The sequence below is a fragment of the Shewanella gelidii genome (genome assembly GCF_014647855.1).
Taxonomy (GTDB): domain Bacteria; phylum Pseudomonadota; class Gammaproteobacteria; order Enterobacterales; family Shewanellaceae; genus Shewanella; species Shewanella gelidii.
On record NZ_BMPZ01000014.1, the window covers coordinates 14,813 to 36,545 of the forward strand.

A 21,733-nucleotide genomic window follows, 5' to 3' on the forward strand; every position below is an offset into this window, starting at 1 on the left:
TCGTGTCTGTTGCGTGAAGTAAAAAGGGATGGTTAATGAGATAGTGTTTGTAAAACTGACAAACATTTTGTACAAATGCTTATAAAGGTTTGATTTTGTGCTAATCTAATTGCTGCAACCTATTTAAAAGTGACAAGGGATTATGCTTTCGAATTTATGGAAGCGTCAAGCTCCGCAAATGGTGGGAATTGATATCGGTTCTCATGAAGTCAAAGCGATATTGCTGAGTAAGACTGCTGATGGTTATAAAGTAATGAGCTATGCCACTGCCCCAGTGAAGAAGGGAGCGGTGAATGATCATGATATACGTGATGCAGAAGCGGTTACTGAGAGTGTCAGGCAAGTAAAGCGCCAGCTTTCTAGCAACTCCAAATATGCTGCCGTGGCTGTCTCTGGCTCTGCAGTCATGACTAAAGTTATTTATATGGATGCTTCGTTAAACGAAGAGGAAATGGAAGCTCAAATTGAAATTGAGGCTGATAACTTAATTCCTTACTCGCTTGATGAAGTCAGTATTGACTTTGAAACCCTTGAGCTAAACAGTACAGACCCGACCAAAGTTGACGTCTTGCTGAGTGCCTGCCGAACCGAAAATATTGATATCCGAATAGATGTGCTTGATGACAGCGACTATGAAGCGAAAGTTGTTGATGTTGAGGGCTATGCGCTTGGGCGTTCTTTTGAACTTGTTGCGAATCAACTGCCCGAAGGTGTTGAGAACAAAGTGGTCGCGATGGTTGATATCGGCGCGAATATGATGACATTTGCTGTGGTTGAAGGTGCTGAAACAACCTTTATCAGAGAGCAAGCGTTCGGTGGTGAGCAATTTACTCAGTCAATTTTGTCTTTCTATGGCATGTCATACGAGCAGGCAGAAAAAGCGAAGATAGAAGGCGATCTTCCAAGAAATTATATGTTTGAAGTTTTGTCACCATTTCAAACTCAACTGTTGCAGCAAATTAAACGGACCTTGCAGATTTATTGTACTTCTAGTGGCAAAGAAAAAGTTGATCACATTGTTTTATGTGGTGGCACTTCTAAACTTGAAGGGATGGCGAACTTGCTCACCAACGAATTAGGTGTTCACAGTATAATCGCTGACCCATTTCAAGGGTGTTTGCATGCGGAAGAATCTGATAAGTCGGCATTACAACCCAACATTAGTAAATATATGGTTGCGTGTGGGCTAGCCTTAAGGAGCTATGGCAAATGGCGAACATAAACCTTTTACCCTGGCGAGAAGAAGCTAGGGAAAAGCAAAAGCGTGACTATATCGGAATTTTAGCGGGGGTCTTTCTAGGCGCCTGCTTACTTGTTTACCTAGCTTTGAACGTAATCGACCTGATGACGGACGATCAGCGCGATAGAAATGCCTACCTAGTTTCTGAAATTAAACTCCTCGATGATCAAATTGCTGAAATTAGAAAAATTACGAAGCGGAAGAAAGATATCGAACGCCGCACTGAAATTATTTTGAACCTGCAGCAAGCGCGTAATTTGCCGACTCATGTTTTGGATGAATTGGTTCGTATTGTTCCACCCGGAATCTACCTTTCTTCAATTGAGAAAAAAGGCAGTTTGTTATGGATTCAAGGGCGAAGTGAGTCAAATAACAATGTGGCAAATATGATGCGAAAAGTGAAAACCTCGCAATGGCTACACGATCCGAATATGCAATCAATCGTGTCTCAAAATGAGCAGTTAAGGCAGCTTCAACATTTCAGCTTAAAGGTGTCGATTAAGGCGAGTACGGTTGCGGACGAAACCGGTGGCAGCAAAGGAGTTGGCAAATGAAATTTGATTTAAGCCAATTTAATGACATTGACTTCGAGAATATTGGTTCGTGGCCGTCTCAGGTTAAAGTTTTCTTTGCCGTGCTGTTGTCTGTGTGTGTATTTGCAGCGAGTTACTTTTTATTTGTTTCTGATGCGATTGATGTCCTAAAAGCTGAGCAAAATAAAGAAGTACAGCTGAGAACTGATTTTAAAAATAAGTACCAACTTGCAGCAAATTTAAAGTTATATCGTGAGCAACTTGCGCAAATGGAATTACAATTTGCAGAGTTACTTAAAATGTTGCCTTCACAAAATGAGATGCCAGGTTTACTTGATGACTTAACCTTTGTTGCGACAGATTCCGGGTTACGAATTGAAAGTTTAGATTGGGAGTCGGAAATCCAGCGAGATTTCTATATCGAATTTCCCATCAAAATGGTTGTCGGTGGCGAGTATCATGAACTAGGCAATATGGTCAGTGGCGTAGCAAAGCTGCCACGAATTGTGAGCTTGCACGATTTTGTGATTAAAAGAGACGATAATGGCAGCCTAGGAATGGATATCTTGGCAAAGACATATCGATTTAAAGAGGGGGCCGAACTTCCGCCCGAGAAAAAGGGGGCTAAGAAATGAGAGTAATTCCTGTTTTATTGCTTAGTTTTCTCTTATCTGGCTGTTTTGGCGACCGCAGTGATTTAGAGTTGTTTGTGACGACAACAAAGGCGCAGCACATCGCGCATATACCACCATTGAAGCCGTCACCGAAATTTGAACATTTCGCTTATCAAGCTGATTTGATGCGCAGTCCATTTGTACCGCCTTCGCGTGAGTTGACCGCAGAAGTCGTGGATACAACTAAAGATTGTTTACAGCCAGACTTAAAGCGACGTAAAGGGCGATTAGAGACATATGCGCTTGATAATTTGAAAATGCGTGGAACTTTGAGTGAAATGCAAGAAGTCTGGGCGTTGGTAGAAACAAGTGATGGCAGTGTTTATCGAATGGGTACTGGTGAATATTTAGGTCTATATAACGGCCGTATAGCACGAGTTACTCCGCAGAATATAGAAATAATAGAATTGATCCCTGATGGTTCCGGTTGCTGGACTGAACGTTCAAGTAATATGGAATTGACCGGAGAATAACGAGCGAAGGGTGAGGGAATAATGGAATCTTCTGTCGTGAAAAGAATGAAAGTATATATGCAAAATATTAGCAAGGTCATGTTGAGTGCGCTTTTACTGTGCGGCTTTATGCCAGAAGTGATCGCTGCCAACCGATTGGTTGATGTCAAATATCACAGTGTGGTTGATCATCAGCTGGAGCTTGAATTGGTGTTTGAAAGCTCGTTAAAAGCACCGGTTATTGATTTAAAAGCTTCACCTGCCCAAATTCATTTGAGTTTTGAAGACAGTGTTTCGGGTCTTGCTAAAAATAGCATGCCGATAGATCAGGTCGGTGTGACTGACATTAGTACGAGTCAAAGCGATAATAACTTGAAGGTTCAGGTGAATCTATCCAGTGTGAAACCGTATCAAGGCAAGGTACTTGGCAATACCTATCGTTTGACGATTAATGATGATGTTGTTGATCAAGCCACGAAATCATCCAACCCATTTGTGAATGGGATTGATAATATTGATTTTCGTCGTACCGAAGAAGGTGGCGAGTTATTGGTATACCTTGAGAATGCCTCGGTTGCCGCGAATGTTGAGCAAGTTGGGTCAAAGCTTGAACTGAAACTTTACAATACCGATATTGGTTCAGATTTCTTATATGTTATGGATGTCCAAGACTTTGCTACACCAGTGAAGAGCTTTGAAACATTCAGAGAAGGCTCGGTAGCTCGGATTTTGGTTGAAGTCATTGGAAATTACGAATATGACTACAAGCAAGAAGACAAGTTGTTTCGTCTTAATATGAAGAAAGTCGCGAGAGTTAACGTTGCCAAAGAAGAGAAAAAATATACCGGTAAAACGCTATCTTTGAACTTCCAAAATATTTCGGTGCGAACAGTACTGCAAATTATTGCGGATTATAATGATTTCAACTTAGTAACAAGTGACACTGTTGAAGGCAGCATTACGCTCCGCCTTGATGATGTACCATGGGACCAAGCACTCGACCTTATTCTGCGAACCAAAGGCCTAGATAAGCGAATTGAGGGTAACATTTTGATGGTTGCCCCAAGTGAGGAACTTGCGATTCGTGAGAGTCAGGATCTTAAAAATCAGCAAGAAGTAAAAGAGTTAGCACCCTTGTACTCTGAGTACCTTCAAATCAATTATGCCAAAGCAATAGAAATTGCAGCCTTATTAAAGAGTGAAGGTTCTAGCCTGCTCTCATCTCGCGGCAGTGTCGCTGTAGACGAGCGGACGAACACTTTGCTTGTAAAAGATACGGCTGAAATCTTAGAAAACATTCACCGTTTGGTCGAAGTTTTAGATATTCCTATCCGCCAAGTGTTGATTGAGTCGCGGATGGTAACAGTAAAAGACAACGTATCTGAAGATCTGGGTATTCGTTGGGGAATTACTGACCAGCAAAATGAGCTTGGTACTGCTGGTTCTTTAGAAGGTGCGCAGAGCATCGCGAATGGGGTTATACCAGCTATTTCAGACCGTCTGAATGTTAATTTACCGTCAGCAGCGAGCAACGCAACAAGCATTGCTTTTCATGTTGCCAAGTTATCCGATGGTACGGTACTTGACTTAGAGCTCAGTGCGCTAGAAGCGGAAAATAAAGGTGAGATTATCGCCAGCCCGCGGATTACAACTTCGAACCAAAAGGCTGCTTATATCGAACAAGGTGTTGAGATCCCTTATGTAGAATCATCTTCCAGCGGCTCGACAACTGTAACGTTCAAAAAAGCTGTGCTTTCCTTACGGGTGACACCACAAATTACCCCAGACAATCGCGTTATTTTGGATTTGGAAATCACGCAGGATTCTCGTGGTGAAACGGTTGACACACCAACAGGGCCAGCTGTCGCAATTGATACCCAGCGCATCGGTACTCAAGTGCTGGTGGATAATGGGGAAACAATTGTACTTGGTGGGATATACCAGCAGAATTTGATTAGTCGAGTGAGTAAGGTTCCGGTTCTTGGCGATATTCCGTTGGTTGGATTTTTGTTCAGAAATAGCTCTGACCAGAATGAACGTCAAGAGTTGCTTATTTTCGTCACACCGAAAATTGTGACTGAAGAAATATAGCGTTTGATGCAATTTGTTAAGGCCAGCCTTTTACGGCTGGTCTTTTTATTTGGGACACATTTTCAAGTTAAATTTCTCTGAGTGCTTGCCATGAACCGTCTTATGCTGAGATAATCCCCGGTCAAGTCTCTATAGAGCAAGGTACAACAGGCCGGCTTGATCAATAAGTCGATATTAAGCAAACTTTTCATAAGATTCAGACGTACAACAAATGGCTGAAAAACGTAATATTTTTCTGGTAGGCCCAATGGGCGCAGGTAAAAGCACTATAGGTCGCCATCTGGCGCAGATGCTTCATTTAGAATTCCACGATTCAGATCAAGAGATTGAAAACCGTACAGGTGCTGATATTGCCTGGGTGTTTGATGTTGAAGGTGAAGAAGGTTTCCGTGTTCGGGAAGCGACTGTAATTTCCGATTTAACAGAGCGCCAAGGCATTGTCCTTGCGACAGGTGGGGGATCTGTACAAAGTAAAGATATCCGCAACTACCTATCGGCTCGCGGTATCGTGGTGTATCTCGAAACAACAATTGACAAGCAAGTGGCACGTACACAGCGTGATAAACGTCGTCCTTTGCTACAGGTAGATGATCCTCGTGAGGTATTGGAAAATCTAGCTGAAGTACGTAATCCTTTGTACGAAGAAATCGCTGATGTCGTCGTTAAGACTGATGAGCAAAGTGCCAAAGTGGTTGCAAACCAAATTATCGATAAACTAGGCTTTTAGGTAGAGTTAATGAAGCAAATTCAGGTTGATTTAAGTGAGCGCAGTTATCCCATTTTTATTGGCCAGAAGTTGTTATCGGAGAGCGAACATCTATCGTCCTATATCAAAGGGCGTAAAGTCCTTATCGTAACCAATGAAACGATCGCACCCTTGTATTTAAAGCAAGCGTGTGATCTTTTTTTGCCTTTTTCTCAAGTAGAATCGGTCATCCTTCCCGATGGAGAACAGTTTAAAGACTTGACCCATCTCGATCTGATCTTTACTGCTTTGCTTGAAAAAAATTTCGCTAGAGATGCAATACTCGTCGCACTAGGCGGCGGTGTGATCGGTGATATGACAGGCTTTGCTGCTGCCAGTTATCAACGGGGTGTCGAATTTTTGCAAATTCCAACAACCTTGCTATCACAAGTCGACTCATCAGTGGGCGGCAAAACTGCAGTGAATCATGAGTTGGGTAAGAACATGATTGGCGCCTTTCACCAACCTAAAGTCGTTCTAATTGATACAAATTGCCTCGATACGTTAGACGCTCGAGAGTTTGCTGCGGGTATGGCTGAGGTCATCAAGTATGGAATTATTTGGGATAGCAATTTTTTTGAGTGGCTTGAGCAAAATGTTCAACCTTTGCTAGCTTTGGACAAAGAGGTTTTAGCCTACGCAATTGCGCGCTGTTGTGAAATCAAGGCCGAAGTCGTGGCGGAAGATGAAACAGAGCGTGGTGTGCGAGCACTGTTAAATCTTGGCCATACCTTTGGTCATGCGATTGAAGCTGAAATGGGTTATGGACAATGGTTGCATGGTGAAGCCGTCGCTGCTGGCATGGTACTTGCTGCACTTACTTCTGTAGAAATGAATTTGATTGATGAGTCAATTGTTTGTCGAATTGTGCGTTTACTTGAAGCGTTCAATTTGCCAACCAAAGCCCCAGAATCAATGGATTTTGAAAGCTTTATTAAGCATATGCGCCGTGATAAAAAAGTTCTTGCTGGTCAGCTTAGACTCGTATTGCCTACGGCATTAGGGCAGGCTGAAGTCTTTGGCAAAGTGGATGATTCACTCTTGGAGCAAGTTATCACCAGCGCATAGCGTTTTTGGTGAAATGAGTGGAAGACAATAATTTAGCCTTACTACCCAGTCAGGAATCACTTCTGCAGCGATTGCTTCATATTGCGAGTTATAGCGAACAGCTTAAGGTTGTTTGTGGTCCTTCAGGTAGCGGTAAATCCAGCGTTGTTACAGCCCTTGTGAATGAGCTCGATGAGTTCAATTCAGCTTTGGTCGTTTGCCCTCTAAATGCTGATGATGCTGAAATTCGCCGCAAAGTTCTCGTCCAATTGCTGCACGATCCACTATTTGACGATGAAGTTTCACTTGCTGAAACGATGCTCAGAGTGAGCGACGGCCTGACTAAACCTATCCATATTGTTATCGATGACGCCCATTTTATGTCTTCAGGGTTATGGGCTGAATGTCTAGTGTTGAGCCAGGTGCAGTGTGCTGGCAAACCCATATCCATAACGTTAACCGCTGACGCAGATTATGTGCTTCCACTCATGAATCAACTTGCCAGTGGCTCGAAAGAATTGATCCTCCCTATTGCCATAGATTCACTTTCGCTTGCCGAAAGAGAGGGGCTTTATTTTGGCTTGTTAAGTCGAACTGAAGCGTCTTTGTTTTTACCGCGAGACATCGTTAAACGTCAACTGGAGTCCCAGCAAGGAACTCCACAAGAAGTTGTGAATTTGCTCGAGCTGGCTTTGCATGGGGAGCAAAAAAAGGCGACCAAACCGGTTAAAATGATACTCAGCCTCGCTTTAATGGCCGTTTTAATCAGTGTTGGGTTGTATTACGGGTTGAGCGTTTCAGGGGGGGACCCCGAGCGCAGACAAGTCGTATTTGCGGCAACCAAAAAGTCTAGCGGGGATCTGCTAGCGACCTATGGTCGTAAGCTGCTGGATAATTATTGGCTAGAGCGCCATGAAACCGCGCTATTGCAGAGTAAAAATAAAGTAACTCAATCTAAATCATCGGCAGACAAACTAGGCGTCTCACTTATTGTTACCAAACCGTTGAGACTAAAGCATTCGGTCACAAGCCCAGCAGAAGAAAGCCAGTCAAACAATGAAATACAGCCCAATTTAGTGGCTGAGACCGCGATCGACGAGACAATACCAGACCTTACAGCGCAAGACGTGACCTCTGAGCAATTGCTGGATGCTAAAGCAGTACTTAGTACGCGTGTTGCACGAACATCCTCTCCTCCAGCAAAAGATTTGAGAGCGTCTATTGAGCATGCACAAGAGCATCAAAGTGATCCCAAGGCAAATGTAGCGCGGCAGTTACAGAGTCAATTGAGCCCTAAAGAGAGCGTGAGTTATCAAGAGTACACCTTGCAGCTCGCTAAGCTTTCGCAGAAGAAATCGCTAGATTCAGTTTTGAGAGTCATCAAGGGGCAGCCAGATATCTTTGTGTTGAGACAAAAAGGCTACTATGTCGTGACACTGGGCAACTATAAAACTCGGGCTGAAGCCGAAGCTGGAATGCGGCGAATTACAAAGGTTTCTGCGTCTTTACAACCTTGGTTGCGTAAGTGGGAAGAGATTCAACAAATAGAGTTACAGAATCACTATCCAAACAATGAAATTGGGAAATAAACAAAGTACAATCATTGCCTTCGGTTTTAAGTATTCAATCAATTATAAATGAAGAAAAAACAAAGGGCCTTTTTGAAGTGGGCTGGCGGTAAATATAAGTTGGTTGATGCTTTGTCTCGTCACTTGCCTGAAGGTAAGCGTCTTGTCGAGCCGTTTGTGGGTGCGGGTTCAGTGTTTTTGAATACCGATTATGACGAGTACCTACTCTGCGATATAAATTTGGATTTGATTAATCTTTATAAAATTGTCCAAAAAGAGCCTGAAAAATATATTGCCGCAGCTAAAGCCTTATTTGTTCCGGAAAAGAATAACAAAGAGGCCTATTACCAAATCCGTACCGAGTTTAATCAAACCAAAGATCCTTTTATACGATCAGTCTATTTCTTATATATGAACCGCCATGGATTTAATGGCTTGTGTCGTTACAACAAAAAGGGTGGCTTCAATGTGCCGTTTGGGTCGTATAAAAAGCCGTATTTCCCTGAAAAAGAAATTCTAGCCTTCTCAGAGAAGTCTCAAAAAGCAGTGTTTAAGTGCATTGGCTATGAGCAAGCATTTGAGCAAACAGAATTTGGTGATGTCATTTATTGTGACCCGCCTTATGCGCCACTTTCAACAACAGCTAGCTTTACCACTTATGTTGGCGCAGGTTTTAGTTTGGATGATCAGGCCTTGTTAGCACGGCACTCACGCCATACTGCTCTTGATCGGCAGATCCCTGTACTTATTAGTAATCATGATATCCCGTTAACTCGAGAGTTATATCATGGTGCTAAATTTGACACGATTTCCGTGCAACGCAACATTAGTCAAAAAGGTTCGGGGCGAGTGAAAGTTGATGAACTGATTGCTCTCTATGACGAGACTTATCACGCCGAAAATGATTAAGTTTAGTTAGGAGTGTCTGCTACGAAAGTACGTAGTAGACAATTACCACTAAGCAGAGCACCAGTGCCACGGCCAATATGATACCCGCAATAATAAAAGGCAGTGGAGAGTCGTGATTGAAATCTCGCACTCGATTACTTTCTTTTTGAACGCCAAAAAAAGCAGCAAGTGTGCTGCTTAATACCTGCCAAAAGTCCATTTAGTACTGGCTGTCAGGACTTGCTGAAGGAATTTCTTCTAGAGGACGGTCTTGGTGACCAGATAGCAATTCGACTAAATCAACAAAATGAAATTGATTTGAATTGTTGTTTCCGACGAGCCAAGTTTTCCAGCTTAATTCTGTTTTTTCTGCACACCTGTTTTTTGGGTGACTAGCAGGTAAGCTTTTGTCGTAGCTGGCATTTGCATCGCAAACACAGGCTGCGGTTAGCTCGTCTTGAGCTTTATCTTGGAAGTTATAGGCACAAATGGCGACGAGTCCGGCGGCAATAGAGAGCATTGCAGCAGACTTGATATTGCTTCTGTTTTTGATGGTTCCGTTCATCTCTAACCTCCGCGGCCTTTTGTGACTAGGAGCCAATTATAGCAAATCAGACTAGATTTTGAACAAATTTTTCAGGTCAATAAAACTAATCGGTGAAATCGCCGAATAGTGCTAGAGCAACTCGGGGAGTATAGGTAAAATAGCCGATTACTTAATCACAAGTTGCGAGTTTACCATGCGTCCATTTTTAATTGCTCCTTCCATCTTATCTGCAGACTTTGCCCGCCTTGGCGATGATGTTCAAGCTGTGCTTGATGCGGGTGCCGATGTTGTTCATTTTGATGTGATGGATAATCATTATGTTCCTAATCTAACGATTGGCCCTATGGTATGCCAAGCATTACGCGACTATGGCGTAACAGCAGATATTGATGTGCATTTGATGGTAAAACCAGTCGATCGCATTATTCCTGACTTTGTCAAAGCTGGCGCTTCAATTATTACATTTCATCCTGAGGCGACAGAACATTTAGATCGTAGCTTGCAACTTATCAAAGAATCCGGTTGTAAGGCGGGTTTAGTGTTTAATCCTGGCACACCACTTCACTACCTAGACCATGTAATGGATAAGCTTGATGTCATTCTATTGATGTCAGTTAACCCAGGGTTCGGCGGCCAGTCATTCATTCCATCAACACTCGATAAACTTCGTCAGGTAAAAGCGCGTATCGAAGCGAGCGGTCGCGATATTCGTTTGCAAGTTGATGGTGGGGTGAAGGTTGATAATATCGGTGAAATAGCTGCTGCAGGAGCGGATATGTTTGTGGCTGGATCCGCCATCTTTAATCAGCCTGATTATAAGGCCGTTATTGATGATATGCGTCTAGAGCTTGCCAAGATAGATGCATAACTCATAGGAATAATTATACGTGAACCATCAGCCCAATAGAATTTGCGCCATCGCTTTTGATTTAGACGGTACCCTAGTTGACAGCGTGCCGGATCTTGCCGTAGCTGTTCAAGAAACTTTGGCGTCCTTAGGGTTTGACAAGTGTACAGAGCAGCAAGTTCGTGGCTGGGTTGGTAATGGTGCAAAAAAGCTGATGGCGCGCGCATTATTTTGGGCGAGTGGTAAAGAGGCCGATAGCCAACAGCTCCAGCAAGTCATGCCCATTTTTATGGATAATTATCAACGCTATCTTCACCAGCATAGCCGACTGTATGCCGGTGTTGCAGAGACGATCGCCGAACTTCATAAGCAAGGCTACAAAATGGCAGTGGTGACGAATAAACCCTATCAATTTGCCGTGCCTTTAATTGAAGCGTTTGAGTTGCAGTCATATTTCGAACTCATATTGGGCGGGGATACGCTTGCTAAAATGAAACCGGATCCAATGCCGCTGCAGTACCTTATAGAGCGCTGGGGATTGTCAGAAGCGCAAATGCTGATGGTGGGTGATTCCAAAAATGACATTATTGCAGCGAAATCAGCAGGGATCGCGTCAATTGGCTTGACCTATGGCTACAACTACGGTGAAGATATTGGGCTGGCTGAGCCAAACGCAGTATGTCAGCAATTTAATCAAGTATTATCATGGCTTGCTACAGAGCCTGTGACGTTATAAGTAATCGGAGTTTTGAACATTATGAGTAAACCCATTGTATTCAGCGGTGCCCAGCCGTCTGGTGAGTTATCCATAGGCAATTACATGGGCGCTTTGCGACAGTGGGTTGCGATGCAAGAAAGTCATGATTGCATTTACTGTGTGGTCGATCTGCATGCCATTACGGTGAGACAAGATCCTAAGCTTTTGCTCGAAGCCTGTTTAGATACGTTAGCACTTTATCTTGCGGTTGGAATTGACCCTAAGAAAAGTACCATGTTTGTGCAGTCACATGTGCCACAGCATACCCAGCTTGCATGGGCACTGAATTGCTATACGCAAATGGGTGAGCTGAATCGCATGACTCAGTTTAAAGATAAGTCACAAAAGCATGCCAGTAATATTAACGTCGGCTTATTTGGCTACCCTGTATTAATGGCGGCAGATATTTTGCTGTACCAAGCGAATGAAGTGCCTGTTGGCCAAGACCAAAAGCAGCACCTCGAATTAACGCGTGATATTGCGACGCGGTTTAATAATGCCTACGGCGACACTTTTACAGTGCCAGAGCCTTTCATCCCGCAGCTGGGGGCGAAGGTCATGTCGTTACAGGACCCGTTAAAGAAGATGTCGAAGTCTGATGACAACCGTAATAACGTGATTGGCTTACTTGAAGATCCAAAAGCCATTATGAAGAAAATTAAAAAAGCAGTTACAGATAGCGAAGAGCCACCAGTCGTCCGATTTGATGTTGATGCCAAACCGGGTGTATCTAACCTTTTGAGTTTGATGTCAGGTGCAACAGGTCAAAGTATCGCAAGCTTAGAAACTGAGTTTGAAGGAAAGATGTATGGCCACCTGAAAGTCGCAACAGGTGATGCGGTTGTGTCGATGCTTGAGCCTTTACAGGCTCGGTTCAAAGAGTTCCGAGCTGATCGCGAACTGCTGAATGCTGTGATGAAAGACGGTGCTGAACGAGCGAGTGCTCGCGCTGAAGTGACGCTAAAGCAAGTCTATGAGCGCATTGGTTTGCCAGTATAACGTCAGCCTAAGACGCATTAAAAAACCGACCTATTAAGGTCGGTTTTTTGTTGAATGATATTTAGCTGAATGGCATTTAGTTGCTGATAATCTCAAACACTTTAATTACCCGGCGAACCCCGGATGTATTTCTCGCTATATCTACTGCCAAGTCTGCTTGTTCTTTTTCAACGAGTCCCAATAAAAAGACTTCACCATTTTCAGTAACAACTTTCACGCGTGTCATGTCGAGCTTCTTGTCTTTTAGCATTCGACTTTTCACTTTCGTGGTAATCCAGCTGTCATTGCTGCGTGTTGTAAATGATGTGGGGTTCCCGATCCTTATCTGATTATGAATTTGCTTCGCAATTTTCAGATCGGTGACAGCTTTAACGGCTTGATCACGAAGCATTGAGTTTGGTGCCTGGCCAACCAGCAATACGTTCGTATTCATCGTAATGGCATTAATATGAGTTTGCGATTTCAAGCTTGCTTGTTTACTCAAAGCCGCTGAAATATCAAAGTCCATATCTGTATCATTCAGTTGGGTCGTGATGCTACGTTCATCATTGGCCATAATGGTGCCGCCAACCGCTCCGACAACCACAACACTCGCGCAGCCTTGTAACATCAGCAGCATTAAAGAGATGCCTACGAGCCGAATAAACATTACTGATCTTCCTGTGGAAATAAAGTGCGGTCAATATTGTCGCACAGGCAGTGAATAGCAAGTAAATGGACTTCTTGAATGCGAGCTGTAACGTTCGATGGTACTCGAACCTCTACATCATTTACGCCCATTAATCCGGCCATAGCACCGCCATCTTTACCAGTTAATGCCACAATAGTCATATCTCGGCTTAAAGCCGCTTCCATGGCTTTAATGACATTTCCTGAGTTACCGCTGGTTGAGATAGCAAGCAAAATATCTCCAGGCTGCCCAAGCGCTAGAATTTGTTTAGAGAAAATTTCGTCGTAACTATAGTCATTTCCGATGGCCGTTATCGTGGATGTGTCGGTTGTCAAAGCGATTGCTGGTAGAGGGGGGCGCTCAATTTCATAACGATTGAGTAGCTCTGCAGAAAAGTGTTGTGCGTCTCCAGCGCTGCCACCATTGCCACAAGCTAGAATTTTATTGCCACTTAGAAGACACTGCACCATCATCTCGGCTGCTTTTTCAATCGATTCAGGTAGCGCTTCAGCGGCATCAATTTTGGTCTGAATTGATTCGGTAAAGCTGTCTTTAATTCGTTCTAGCATGGATACATCCTTCCATTAAAATTGCATTCTTATTGCTGCGAGGCAACATTGAAGTAAATAGGGTTGAAGTCAGCACTTTCTGCTAGCTTCTAAATAAATTAAAACGCGTTTGGCAGCCAGTGGATTTCGGTACCATCTATCGCGATTACATCTAGCCTTACCGGCTGATTAATATGATTGAGTTGCTGATAATGTGCTGCAGCTTGTCTAATTCGTTTCATTTGCTTCGCCGAGAGTGCTTGTAGCGCACCGCCGAATTGGGTTGAACGTCTATATTTGACTTCAACAAACACCATTTGTTCGCCATCTAACATCACCAGATCGATTTCCCCAAACGAATACCGTACATTTTGCGCGATAAAGCTCAGTCCTTGCTGAATCAAATAGGATTTTGCGAGCGCTTCACCTTGTTGTCCGGAGATACCATTCATGGATTTATAGTTTTCTCAGCTTGCCTCGGCGATACTTGGCCCAGCTCAACTGTCGCTCAATGGTGCCATCTGCGGTGACGGATAGCACACCTCCTCGGCCTTGATATTGATAGCCAGGAAACGCGCGCATTTGCGCAAGTTTGTCGACCAAGTCTAAAGCGTCAAACCCCATAATGAATAAGCGCTTTTGGGTGTTACTCCACTTTGGCCAAATAGATTTGACTAACTTGGTTTCTGCGCTGTCCTCTAACAGCCATGGTATGTCACTAATCGTTAAATTATTTAGCTCTTGCATGGTTTGGGTTGAGCTATTGTCGAGGCGGCTACGGCTGGAAGTATACAAAGGCACTGCATCTGCAAATACGCTGAAGTTAACGTCAATAAAGGGCTTGAGAAGCAATAAATCTTTTTTGGGCGATATCATGTAAATTGCATCTATATCCCGTCGAGAACGAAAGTCCGCTTCTAATTTGATACCCAGTAACGACTTAATTCGCTTAATACGTTCAAGACTATCAGTCACCCCAAGTGCCTGTTGCACGGTTTGTTTCATCTTGTCACCATCATAATGATGGACTTCAGCAGGCTCAGAGGTCAGCGCCTGCCAGGCTTGATTGAAACTCTGAGCCATCCTGCGTCCAGCGGCATCATTACTTGCTAATACGAGAGGCATTTCAATACCATCTTTAGCGAGCCGCTGTGCGGTATCAGCCGCTTCTTGTGCTGGGGATAGGGAAAAATAAAAGCGATTTAAATCGGGCGCTGCATTTTGCGCTTGGTTTAAAAATAGCTGTGGCACAATCTCTGTAGTTGTGGTTTGTTGCAGTGCTTCGACATTCGATTGCAGTAGTGGCCCGATAATAAAGTTTGCACCATTGCGTACTGCTTGATTGTAAGCTTGGGCAGCACCAGTATTGGTATCATAGAATTGGATAGCGCGTTGATGCTCCCCTTTAGTCATATAACTAGACAAAATCCCCTGTTTGACAGCATCAGCGATACCGGCTCTTTTTCCGGTTAAGGGTAGCAATACTGCAATTTGAGAGGGACGATATGGTTTAGCATTTAAGGCCATCTCAAGGTTTGTGGGGAGTTTCATTGCTCCGGGGTGGTTGGCATTTTGCTGTTGCCATTGACCAAGATAGCTGACTAGCTCATTTGGGTCGACTGCGTAGTGCTTTGCGATAAAGGCTAATTGTAACCAACCGGCATAAGTGGCGTCTTTCGCAAAACGCATATGTTGGCTGAGGGTGTCTTCTTCTTGATTTTGTAAAATCGACCAAATTTGGTCATTGACGACATGCGCGTCCTTAGCATCAACATATTGCGTATGTCGAACAAGTTCTTTCACTTGCTCAAGCGGCTGTTTATTTTGCTTCAACAACTCTGACCGATAAAGGTGATACTGCGCCATTTGCCATTTGGGGAGTATCCAATTTTGTGGAAATGACAAGTGCTCCAGTGCCTTTTGCGGAAAGCCTGACTGTTCAAAGAGCCGTGCTTGTAAGTATTTCTTTTTGGCCTTGAGCTCTGTTTGAGATGTCAGTGAACCCATGGCTTGCAGTAATTCAGAAGCCGCGTCCAACTGGTTGTCATTTAAATAAGCTTCAGAGGCGAGTAGCAAGTACTTGGTTTTATCCCAAGCTGAATCCGTTTCGCTTGCCAGTTTCATATAGGCACTTGCATCACTCGTTGCCGCAACCATTGAAATCGCTTTGGTTTCGGTTTGTTGGGCTGGTGGCGTGGTACCACAACCAATGATAATGCTCGACAAAAAGGCAAGATAAATAAGTTTTGAATGATTCAGTCTTTTTAACACAGGGCTTCACTCTGGTAAGATGCTGGCAATAGTTTAACCTGCTCTCACTCTTGACGAAAGTCTTGCTACATTACAGAGGTACATATGGACCTAAAGGTCGCACTTTATATTGTTCCCACGCCAATCGGTAACTTAGGAGATATCAGCGAAAGGGCGCTAGATATATTGAGGCAAGTTTCTCTCATCGCTTGTGAGGATACGCGGCATAGTGGCAAGTTATTGAGTCATTTTGGCATTGAAACCCGTAAAGTCGCTTTGCATGATCATAACGAACGCGATAAAGCGCAATGGATCGCGCAGAAGTTGGCGGCTGGCGAGTCCGTTGCGCTCATTTCTGATGCCGGTACGCCACTGATATCTGATCCTGGCTATCATCTGGTTTCTATTGTCCGTCAAGAAGGTTTTGAGGTTATACCACTCCCCGGCCCTTGCGCCGCGATTACAGCTTTAAGTGCTTCGGGATTACCATCGGACCGTTTTTCTTTTGAGGGGTTCTTACCTGCAAAAGAGAAGGGACGAATCGATAAACTAAGTGCTTTGAAGCAAGATCCTCGCACATTGATATTTTACGAATCACCGCATCGAATCGTACACAGCTTAGAGTCCATCGTGAGCGTTTTAGGCGAAGATAGAGTCATCGCAATGGCTCGGGAAATCACAAAAACATTTGAAACATTTCTTACCGGAACGGCAGCAGAAGTGTTGGATAAGGTCAAAAGTGATCCTAATCAGCAGCGAGGCGAAATGGTCTTAATGTGTCATGGCTATCGAAGCATGCAGGAAGATGAGTTACCAATTGCAGCAATAGAAACACTCACATTATTGTGTACAGAACTGCCACTGAAGAAAGCTTCAGCACTCGCAGCGCAACTACACAATTTAAAAAAGAATGCACTTTATAAGTACGGACTTGCGAATAACTTATAGGTGTGAACATTGATTGTGTCGAATTCAGACGAATTCGGCTGGAATAGATTGGCGTGAAGTGCAACTTCCGCTATAATCCGCGCCGAGTTGGCCAGACAGTTGCCGCGTTCAATTTGAACGGGGAGGAAAGTCCGGGCTTCATAGAGCAGGGTACCAGGTAACGCCTGGGCGGTGTGAACCGACGACAAGTGCAGCAGAGAGAAGACCGCCAATCTTCGGATTGGTAAGGGTGAAAGGGTGCGGTAAGAGCGCACCGTGCGGCTAGTAATAGTTCGTAGCAAGGTAAACTCTACCCGAAGCAAGACCAAATAGGGTTCCTTATGGCGTGGCTCGCGTTGGAACCGGGTAGGTCGCTTGAGCCTGTGAGCGATTGCAGGCCTAGATGAATAACTGTCCACGACAGGACCCGGCTTATCGGCCAACTCAAACTCTTTATATAAAGGGCCTCACAGCGATGTGAGGCCCTTTATGTTTATACCTGTGCTACAAAGTGTGCCACAAACTGGTACACACAAAATTCCCTATCTCCTATACCTTCATTGATAGCGAGCCATATGAAATCAATCTCAATTCGCATCGCGCAAAATAGCAATTTATCCTGAGACTTCATTCAAGCAGCTTTTGAGATGTTTTACTTCGTGTGAGTTGAATATGGTCATTAAGCCAAAGGTTTAAAGGTTACGTGAGCAGGGCAAAGTCGAAGGAGGGGAATTCATTTGCTTCATGTGAAAGTTTGAATGCCTGAGTGCGATCGTTGTACCGAATTGATTTGATAGTTGTTAAATGTGATCTCTAGACAACGAGAGTGAAAAAAGTAAGGCGGCCAGCTGGCCGCCACTTATACTTCCCTCTACCAACTCTGCAGAGCGGTAATAAAAATATGAGCCGTTAAAGCGCTCGTTCGAAGTTATGATATTTATCAATACCGAATGTTTTACCTGAGTCATGGCATGTAGCACAAGATTCAGAAGTTCCTTCTGTATACCAGCCAGTATTGTTTGGAACGTTTAGCTCGCCACCATTTTGTTGCATATGGTTTAGTGCTTGCTCTGAATCATGGCAAGCAAAGCAATTCGCCGTGATGGGACTTGTCATAACTCCAGCATTGCCTTCGTTATATGCTTTAGACAGCATGTACTGGTTGGGTACATCAGCTAAACTTACGCCGTCAGCATGACATGACACACAATTATCGGCATTTAAGCTGTCAGCCGAATTCACTAAGTTTTCACCGGTTTCTTCGTCAACTTTGGCACCAGAAAGCGCGTTACCTACGCCCCAGTGCATACTGTGAACCATAGGACCAAAACCGGGAGCCGAATATGCAGCTCTCCGATCTTGACCGTTGTTATGACAGGCAACACAATCTAAGCCACCATTACGATAGCTACCATTTTTGTGGTAGTTAGTATCGTTGTTGTGACAAGTGGTGCAACTATCTGTGGTGACTGCGTGGCGACGGCCCCAATCTTGAACTTTTTCAAAATTAATTGGATCAACAACGCTACTATAACCCGTAAATGAAACGCCAAATTCGCCATCACTATCTTCCCAGTTTGTATCTGCGATGGTAATTCTAGAGCTTGCAGACAGGTTTGTTAATTCATACCCTTCTGTCAATTCTCCATAGCAGACTGATCGAGATCCATCAGCTTGCTCAATATAACCTTCTGCACCATGAGTAATCACTCGCGCCACAATGGAGTCATTGTGATAATTGTTGATATATGCGCCACCATATGTCACTTCATGATTGGCATACATTTCGCCAATGTTCAATTGGACAGGTGTTCCACTAGAAATATTAAATAAAGCGATGTCAACGCAGTAGCCTGAAGTCCACGCATTGCCTTTGTGATCGATCCATTCATCCATCGTTGGGTTAAAGTATGGCATGCTTGTTGTGGTGTAGTGGTTCGAGCGAATGACTTCACGCTCATTCAGACCGACAAGTGTCGATTTAGCATGGAATTCACGGGCATCAAAATCGCCTACGGCCTGAACGATCGCAGCAGCTGAGGCTCCTGAAGTATGACAGTCACTACAGCCATTGCCTGCAATGCTGGTATTGATGACAGGCTCAGCATGGCAGGTATAGCAGTTGGCAGGCGTGAAATCTTTTTCAAATTTCTGGTGATTAATATGACCCAATTTTTGTATGGTATTTTTAGCATATCCACCTGTTTCGTCATATTCGCCAGCCTCATTTAGCCCGCGGGCAATATTGTTATGGCACACCATACAGCCACCGACAAAGTCGACTTCGCCTTTGGTGTTTAGTGCGACATATTTTGCATGCTTAATATCTGAAGTGGCATAGTCCACATGGCATGAGTAACAGGTTTCAGTCGTCGTTGTATGTATGCTCTCGGGCTTGTTTACAATAACATATGGAGAGTCAGCAATCGTTTCGCCGTCGCCCACTTGTAATCGAGTTAATACCTCTGAATCGGCTTGAACAGATGCTATTGGTGCTATTAGCTGATAATGACCGTCGTCAAGCATAGTTAAGGCCGCGCCTTCGGTTGGCTCGTCTCCACCGACAGTGACTGTGCCACCGACTTCACCATCACGTGAGCGCTGAATTCCCTGTTCAGTTTTAAGGGCTAAATAGACAGACGCCTCAGATAGGCCGTTGATCAAAACACCATTTTCGTTTGTTATTTCAAACTCAATCGTCACTTTACCGTCTTCAACGTGATGGGAAATAAACTCAATATTGGTTACTTCTGATGTTTCTACAGTAGAGGTGTCACCAGGTGCTCCAGGCTCACCCGGTGCGCCGTCTTGGCCGTCTTTCCCATCACTGCATCCCACCATGCTGATAGCGGCTATAAGCGCCATCGTTAGTAAAGATTTATTATATCGACTCATTATCTGTTCCCTTTTGTAGGTATTATGGGGCTTATGCAGTAAATACAATATAAAGAAATGACTAAAAACTGAACGCGGGCATACGAAGTATGTGATTAGGAATTAAAGATGTTGTTCCCGATATTTCAATAACTAAAACTAGCAATTTCGCCATCTGAAATGAGTTTCGAAATATCTTTTAAAGCTATGTCGATTTGAGTATGTCGGTAACTATATCAATGACTATTGATCTTCTCTCTTCGTTATATCTACGGTTTTTCAGCCTCTTTTCGATGAGATAGTACTGTGGAGCACTCTGTCCGATGTGCAATTTATGATGTTGTTCATGATCTAAAGCTTCTGTTCTGAGCGCGGGAATATTGCTGTACATGTCAACATCTACGGCAGATATGAATGCTAAGCTACCCATCGTTAAAAGATGGCTTAGCAACTCTTCCTTACTCATTACTTTATCCACGTCGGCTAATTCAACTCTGGCATTCCGACAGTACAATTCAAGTGGATCTATTCGATCATTAAACCCTATGCTTTCTAGGTAGGCAAATGGATACATTGCTATTTGTTCTAACGTGATTTGAGGTGAATATTCCCAAATAGGGTGCTCTTGCTTGGCGGCTAAGTAGAGGCTGTTAGGCGCGCCTAAATGTTCACAGTTCAACCCCGCTGCTTCAGAGCTTTCCAGTGTAATTCCAAAATCAATTTGGCCATCACTAATTAACTCTTCAGAGCTGCGTCCCCATTGTTGCAAGCGAATTTTGCCCAGCACTTCTTGTTGAGGATGCTGGTTAAGAGCAAGGGCTAGGCTCGTCATAATATATTTCGATACTGCTATATTGATGGTTGGTGCAAAAGTTGATTCGGGTTCGCCAAGTGCGACTTGATCGAGGTGAGAAACAATTCGATAAAAATCGCAGATTGGCTTATACAGCGCTTCGGCCAAAGGGGTTGGCTTTAAACCCTGTTGTCTACGATAAAACAGCTCATCATCAAAAGCGGTACGAAGTGATGCTAAACATCGGCTTACTTTGGGGGCGGATACCTCTAGTTCACTTGCGGTATTATTTGCGGCCCCTTTTTCATAAAGTACTTTGAACACTATCAGACTAAAAATATCGAGTTCTGAAATTACCCTTAAAGACTTACTTAGCATAGTGAAAACTCAATATTAACTAGAAGAATTATAAATATGTATAGCACATAGGTATTCAATATTGAGCGCAAAAAAATGTTAACTTTAATTTTGTGACCCTTAGCAAGCCGTCCATTTTTGTTGGTCTAAAATTGTATAGGCTGTTCTAGAGATTTTCACGTTGCATAGAATAGGCAGAATAGTCATTAACTGGAGAGTGATGATTTCAACTATTAGAACATCATTAAGGGGCAGGGTGTAAAGAAAAGGCTTGTGCAACCTTCTGGTTTGTACATGGCTGCTGACAGTCCCAACGGATTTAACGCTGCTCTTTTCAAGGGCATCTATTGCGATATCATTGAAGCTTAGCTCGAATTGAAAAATCCTGATTTTCATATGATGACGTGAAGACACATAAATAAGTCTGTGCCAATGACGTTTTCTCAGCAGTTGAGTCTAGCTAAGTTATACATCTGCAAGCTTGTAGGAATATCCTCACCCAATGATCCGATAGCGGAAGTCATAATGTTTAGTGGAATATTGATTCATCGATGGTATTAAGTCGGCGTGTTTATGTGTTGTTCGTTTTCGATGATGCCTGACAAAACGCCTCCTTCAAGTACCTGTGATGATGCGAATGTACTTATCTACTCTTTTTATTTGTCAAAGCCTCAGTGCCTAGTCGAGCCTATTGTATGTAATTTATGCATGTTGCTGTAGGATTGTGGATAACTCTGTGGGTTTAATGTTCGAAAGGAGGGGGTAAATCTAAAGATCGAAAAAAGATCGTTTTTCTACAGAAAAGCCCTTGCGCGGTTTCAAAATCTCCCTATAATGCGCATCCACTGACACGGCAGAGCAACTTCGCAAGAAGGTGATAAAGCCAGTCAGGGCGCAGAATTAGCCTTGGTTAATTCATCGGTGCA

The 21,733-nt window shown here is 43.6% G+C and carries 21 protein-coding genes and 1 other RNA gene; 14 read left to right on the forward strand and 8 right to left on the reverse strand.

The genetic code is table 11. The annotated features are described in order from the left end of the window. Positions 1–142: 142 nt before the first annotated feature. The 9 genes from IEY18_RS16450 to IEY18_RS16490 all read left to right on the forward strand — a co-directional run bounded on the left by IEY18_RS16450 (position 143) and on the right by IEY18_RS16490 (position 9,259). A complete protein-coding gene (locus tag IEY18_RS16450; RefSeq protein ID WP_188922865.1) occupies positions 143–1,222 on the forward strand; it encodes a pilus assembly protein PilM in 1,080 nt (359 codons plus the stop codon). After that, positions 1,210–1,794, forward strand: coding sequence for a PilN domain-containing protein (locus IEY18_RS16455; RefSeq protein WP_188922867.1), 585 nt, complete (start codon positions 1,210–1,212; stop codon positions 1,792–1,794). The genes IEY18_RS16450 and IEY18_RS16455 overlap by 13 nt, the downstream gene beginning before the upstream one ends. Continuing rightward, positions 1,791–2,408, forward strand: a complete 618-nt coding sequence (locus tag IEY18_RS16460; protein ID WP_188922869.1) for a type IV pilus inner membrane component PilO — start codon at positions 1,791–1,793, stop codon at positions 2,406–2,408. The genes IEY18_RS16455 and IEY18_RS16460 overlap by 4 nt, the downstream gene beginning before the upstream one ends. Continuing rightward, complete coding sequence (locus IEY18_RS16465) at positions 2,405–2,920, forward strand: pilus assembly protein PilP (protein ID WP_188922872.1); 516 nt, start codon at positions 2,405–2,407, stop codon at positions 2,918–2,920. The genes IEY18_RS16460 and IEY18_RS16465 overlap by 4 nt, the downstream gene beginning before the upstream one ends. Positions 2,921–2,977: 57 nt before the next feature. Further along, positions 2,978–4,990, forward strand: coding sequence for a type IV pilus secretin PilQ (locus IEY18_RS16470; protein WP_373290766.1), 2,013 nt, complete (start codon positions 2,978–2,980; stop codon positions 4,988–4,990). Between the two features lie 211 nt (positions 4,991–5,201). After that, positions 5,202–5,717, forward strand: a complete 516-nt coding sequence (gene aroK / locus IEY18_RS16475; RefSeq protein WP_188922876.1) for a shikimate kinase AroK — start codon at positions 5,202–5,204, stop codon at positions 5,715–5,717. A gap of 9 nt (positions 5,718–5,726) precedes the next feature. Beyond that, on the forward strand, positions 5,727–6,803 hold the full coding sequence (gene aroB, locus IEY18_RS16480; protein ID WP_188922878.1) for a 3-dehydroquinate synthase: 1,077 nt from the start codon (positions 5,727–5,729) through the stop codon (positions 6,801–6,803). A gap of 17 nt (positions 6,804–6,820) precedes the next feature. Continuing rightward, entirely contained in the window at positions 6,821–8,371 is a 1,551-nt protein-coding gene (locus tag IEY18_RS16485) for an AAA family ATPase (protein WP_188922880.1), read from the forward strand. Between the two features lie 48 nt (positions 8,372–8,419). Beyond that, positions 8,420–9,259: a Dam family site-specific DNA-(adenine-N6)-methyltransferase gene (locus tag IEY18_RS16490; RefSeq protein WP_188922882.1), complete on the forward strand. Its 840-nt coding sequence runs from the start codon at positions 8,420–8,422 to the stop codon at positions 9,257–9,259. A gap of 19 nt (positions 9,260–9,278) precedes the next feature. Here the strand turns inward: IEY18_RS16490 and IEY18_RS16495 are convergent, their stop codons facing one another. Continuing rightward, positions 9,279–9,458, reverse strand: coding sequence for a DUF2970 domain-containing protein (locus IEY18_RS16495; protein WP_188922884.1), 180 nt, complete (start codon positions 9,456–9,458; stop codon positions 9,279–9,281). Next, the gene (locus IEY18_RS16500; RefSeq protein ID WP_188922886.1) at positions 9,459–9,803 is read right to left on the reverse strand and encodes a hypothetical protein; all 345 of its coding nucleotides are present in this window, start codon (positions 9,801–9,803) and stop codon (positions 9,459–9,461) included. 175 nt (positions 9,804–9,978) lie between these two features. Here IEY18_RS16500 and rpe point away from each other — a divergent pair, with 175 nt between their 5' ends. The 3 genes from rpe to trpS are packed head-to-tail and all read left to right on the forward strand — an operon-like array spanning position 9,979 to position 12,388. Next, positions 9,979–10,653, forward strand: a complete 675-nt coding sequence (rpe, locus tag IEY18_RS16505; RefSeq protein WP_188922888.1) for a ribulose-phosphate 3-epimerase — start codon at positions 9,979–9,981, stop codon at positions 10,651–10,653. A gap of 19 nt (positions 10,654–10,672) precedes the next feature. Beyond that, complete coding sequence (locus IEY18_RS16510; protein ID WP_188922890.1) at positions 10,673–11,368, forward strand: phosphoglycolate phosphatase; 696 nt, start codon at positions 10,673–10,675, stop codon at positions 11,366–11,368. A 21-nt stretch (positions 11,369–11,389) separates the two neighbouring features. Continuing rightward, entirely contained in the window at positions 11,390–12,388 is a 999-nt protein-coding gene (trpS, locus tag IEY18_RS16515) for a tryptophan--tRNA ligase (RefSeq protein ID WP_188922892.1), read from the forward strand. A 76-nt stretch (positions 12,389–12,464) separates the two neighbouring features. Here the strand turns inward: trpS and dolP are convergent, their stop codons facing one another. The 4 genes from dolP to IEY18_RS16535 form a co-directional block, all read right to left on the reverse strand. After that, on the reverse strand, positions 12,465–13,037 hold the full coding sequence (dolP, locus tag IEY18_RS16520) for a division/outer membrane stress-associated lipid-binding lipoprotein (RefSeq protein ID WP_188922894.1): 573 nt from the start codon (positions 13,035–13,037) through the stop codon (positions 12,465–12,467). Then, complete coding sequence (locus IEY18_RS16525) at positions 13,037–13,627, reverse strand: phosphoheptose isomerase (RefSeq protein ID WP_188922896.1); 591 nt, start codon at positions 13,625–13,627, stop codon at positions 13,037–13,039. Before IEY18_RS16525 ends, dolP begins: the two co-directional genes overlap by 1 nt. A gap of 98 nt (positions 13,628–13,725) precedes the next feature. Then, entirely contained in the window at positions 13,726–14,058 is a 333-nt protein-coding gene (locus IEY18_RS16530; protein WP_188922898.1) for a YraN family protein, read from the reverse strand. Between the two features lie 4 nt (positions 14,059–14,062). Beyond that, positions 14,063–15,877, reverse strand: coding sequence for a penicillin-binding protein activator (locus IEY18_RS16535; RefSeq protein WP_188922900.1), 1,815 nt, complete (start codon positions 15,875–15,877; stop codon positions 14,063–14,065). 84 nt (positions 15,878–15,961) lie between these two features. On the opposite strand from IEY18_RS16535, the gene rsmI reads away from it, so the two are divergent. Both rsmI and rnpB read left to right on the forward strand, forming a co-directional pair. After that, positions 15,962–16,804 carry a 16S rRNA (cytidine(1402)-2'-O)-methyltransferase gene (gene rsmI, locus IEY18_RS16540; RefSeq protein ID WP_188922902.1) on the forward strand — a complete coding sequence of 281 codons (843 nt, stop codon included), beginning with the start codon at positions 15,962–15,964 and terminating at the stop codon, positions 16,802–16,804. Positions 16,805–16,887: 83 nt separating this feature from the next. After that, positions 16,888–17,234: RNase P RNA component class A (gene rnpB, locus IEY18_RS16545), an RNA gene on the forward strand. Between the two features lie 458 nt (positions 17,235–17,692). On the opposite strand, the gene IEY18_RS16550 is transcribed toward rnpB, so the two are convergent. Then, the gene (locus IEY18_RS16550; protein ID WP_188922905.1) at positions 17,693–19,678 is read right to left on the reverse strand and encodes a multiheme c-type cytochrome; all 1,986 of its coding nucleotides are present in this window, start codon (positions 19,676–19,678) and stop codon (positions 17,693–17,695) included. A 184-nt stretch (positions 19,679–19,862) separates the two neighbouring features. Further along, the gene (locus IEY18_RS16555; protein ID WP_188922907.1) at positions 19,863–20,828 is read right to left on the reverse strand and encodes a LysR family transcriptional regulator; all 966 of its coding nucleotides are present in this window, start codon (positions 20,826–20,828) and stop codon (positions 19,863–19,865) included. Positions 20,829–21,733: the final 905 nt, after the last annotated feature.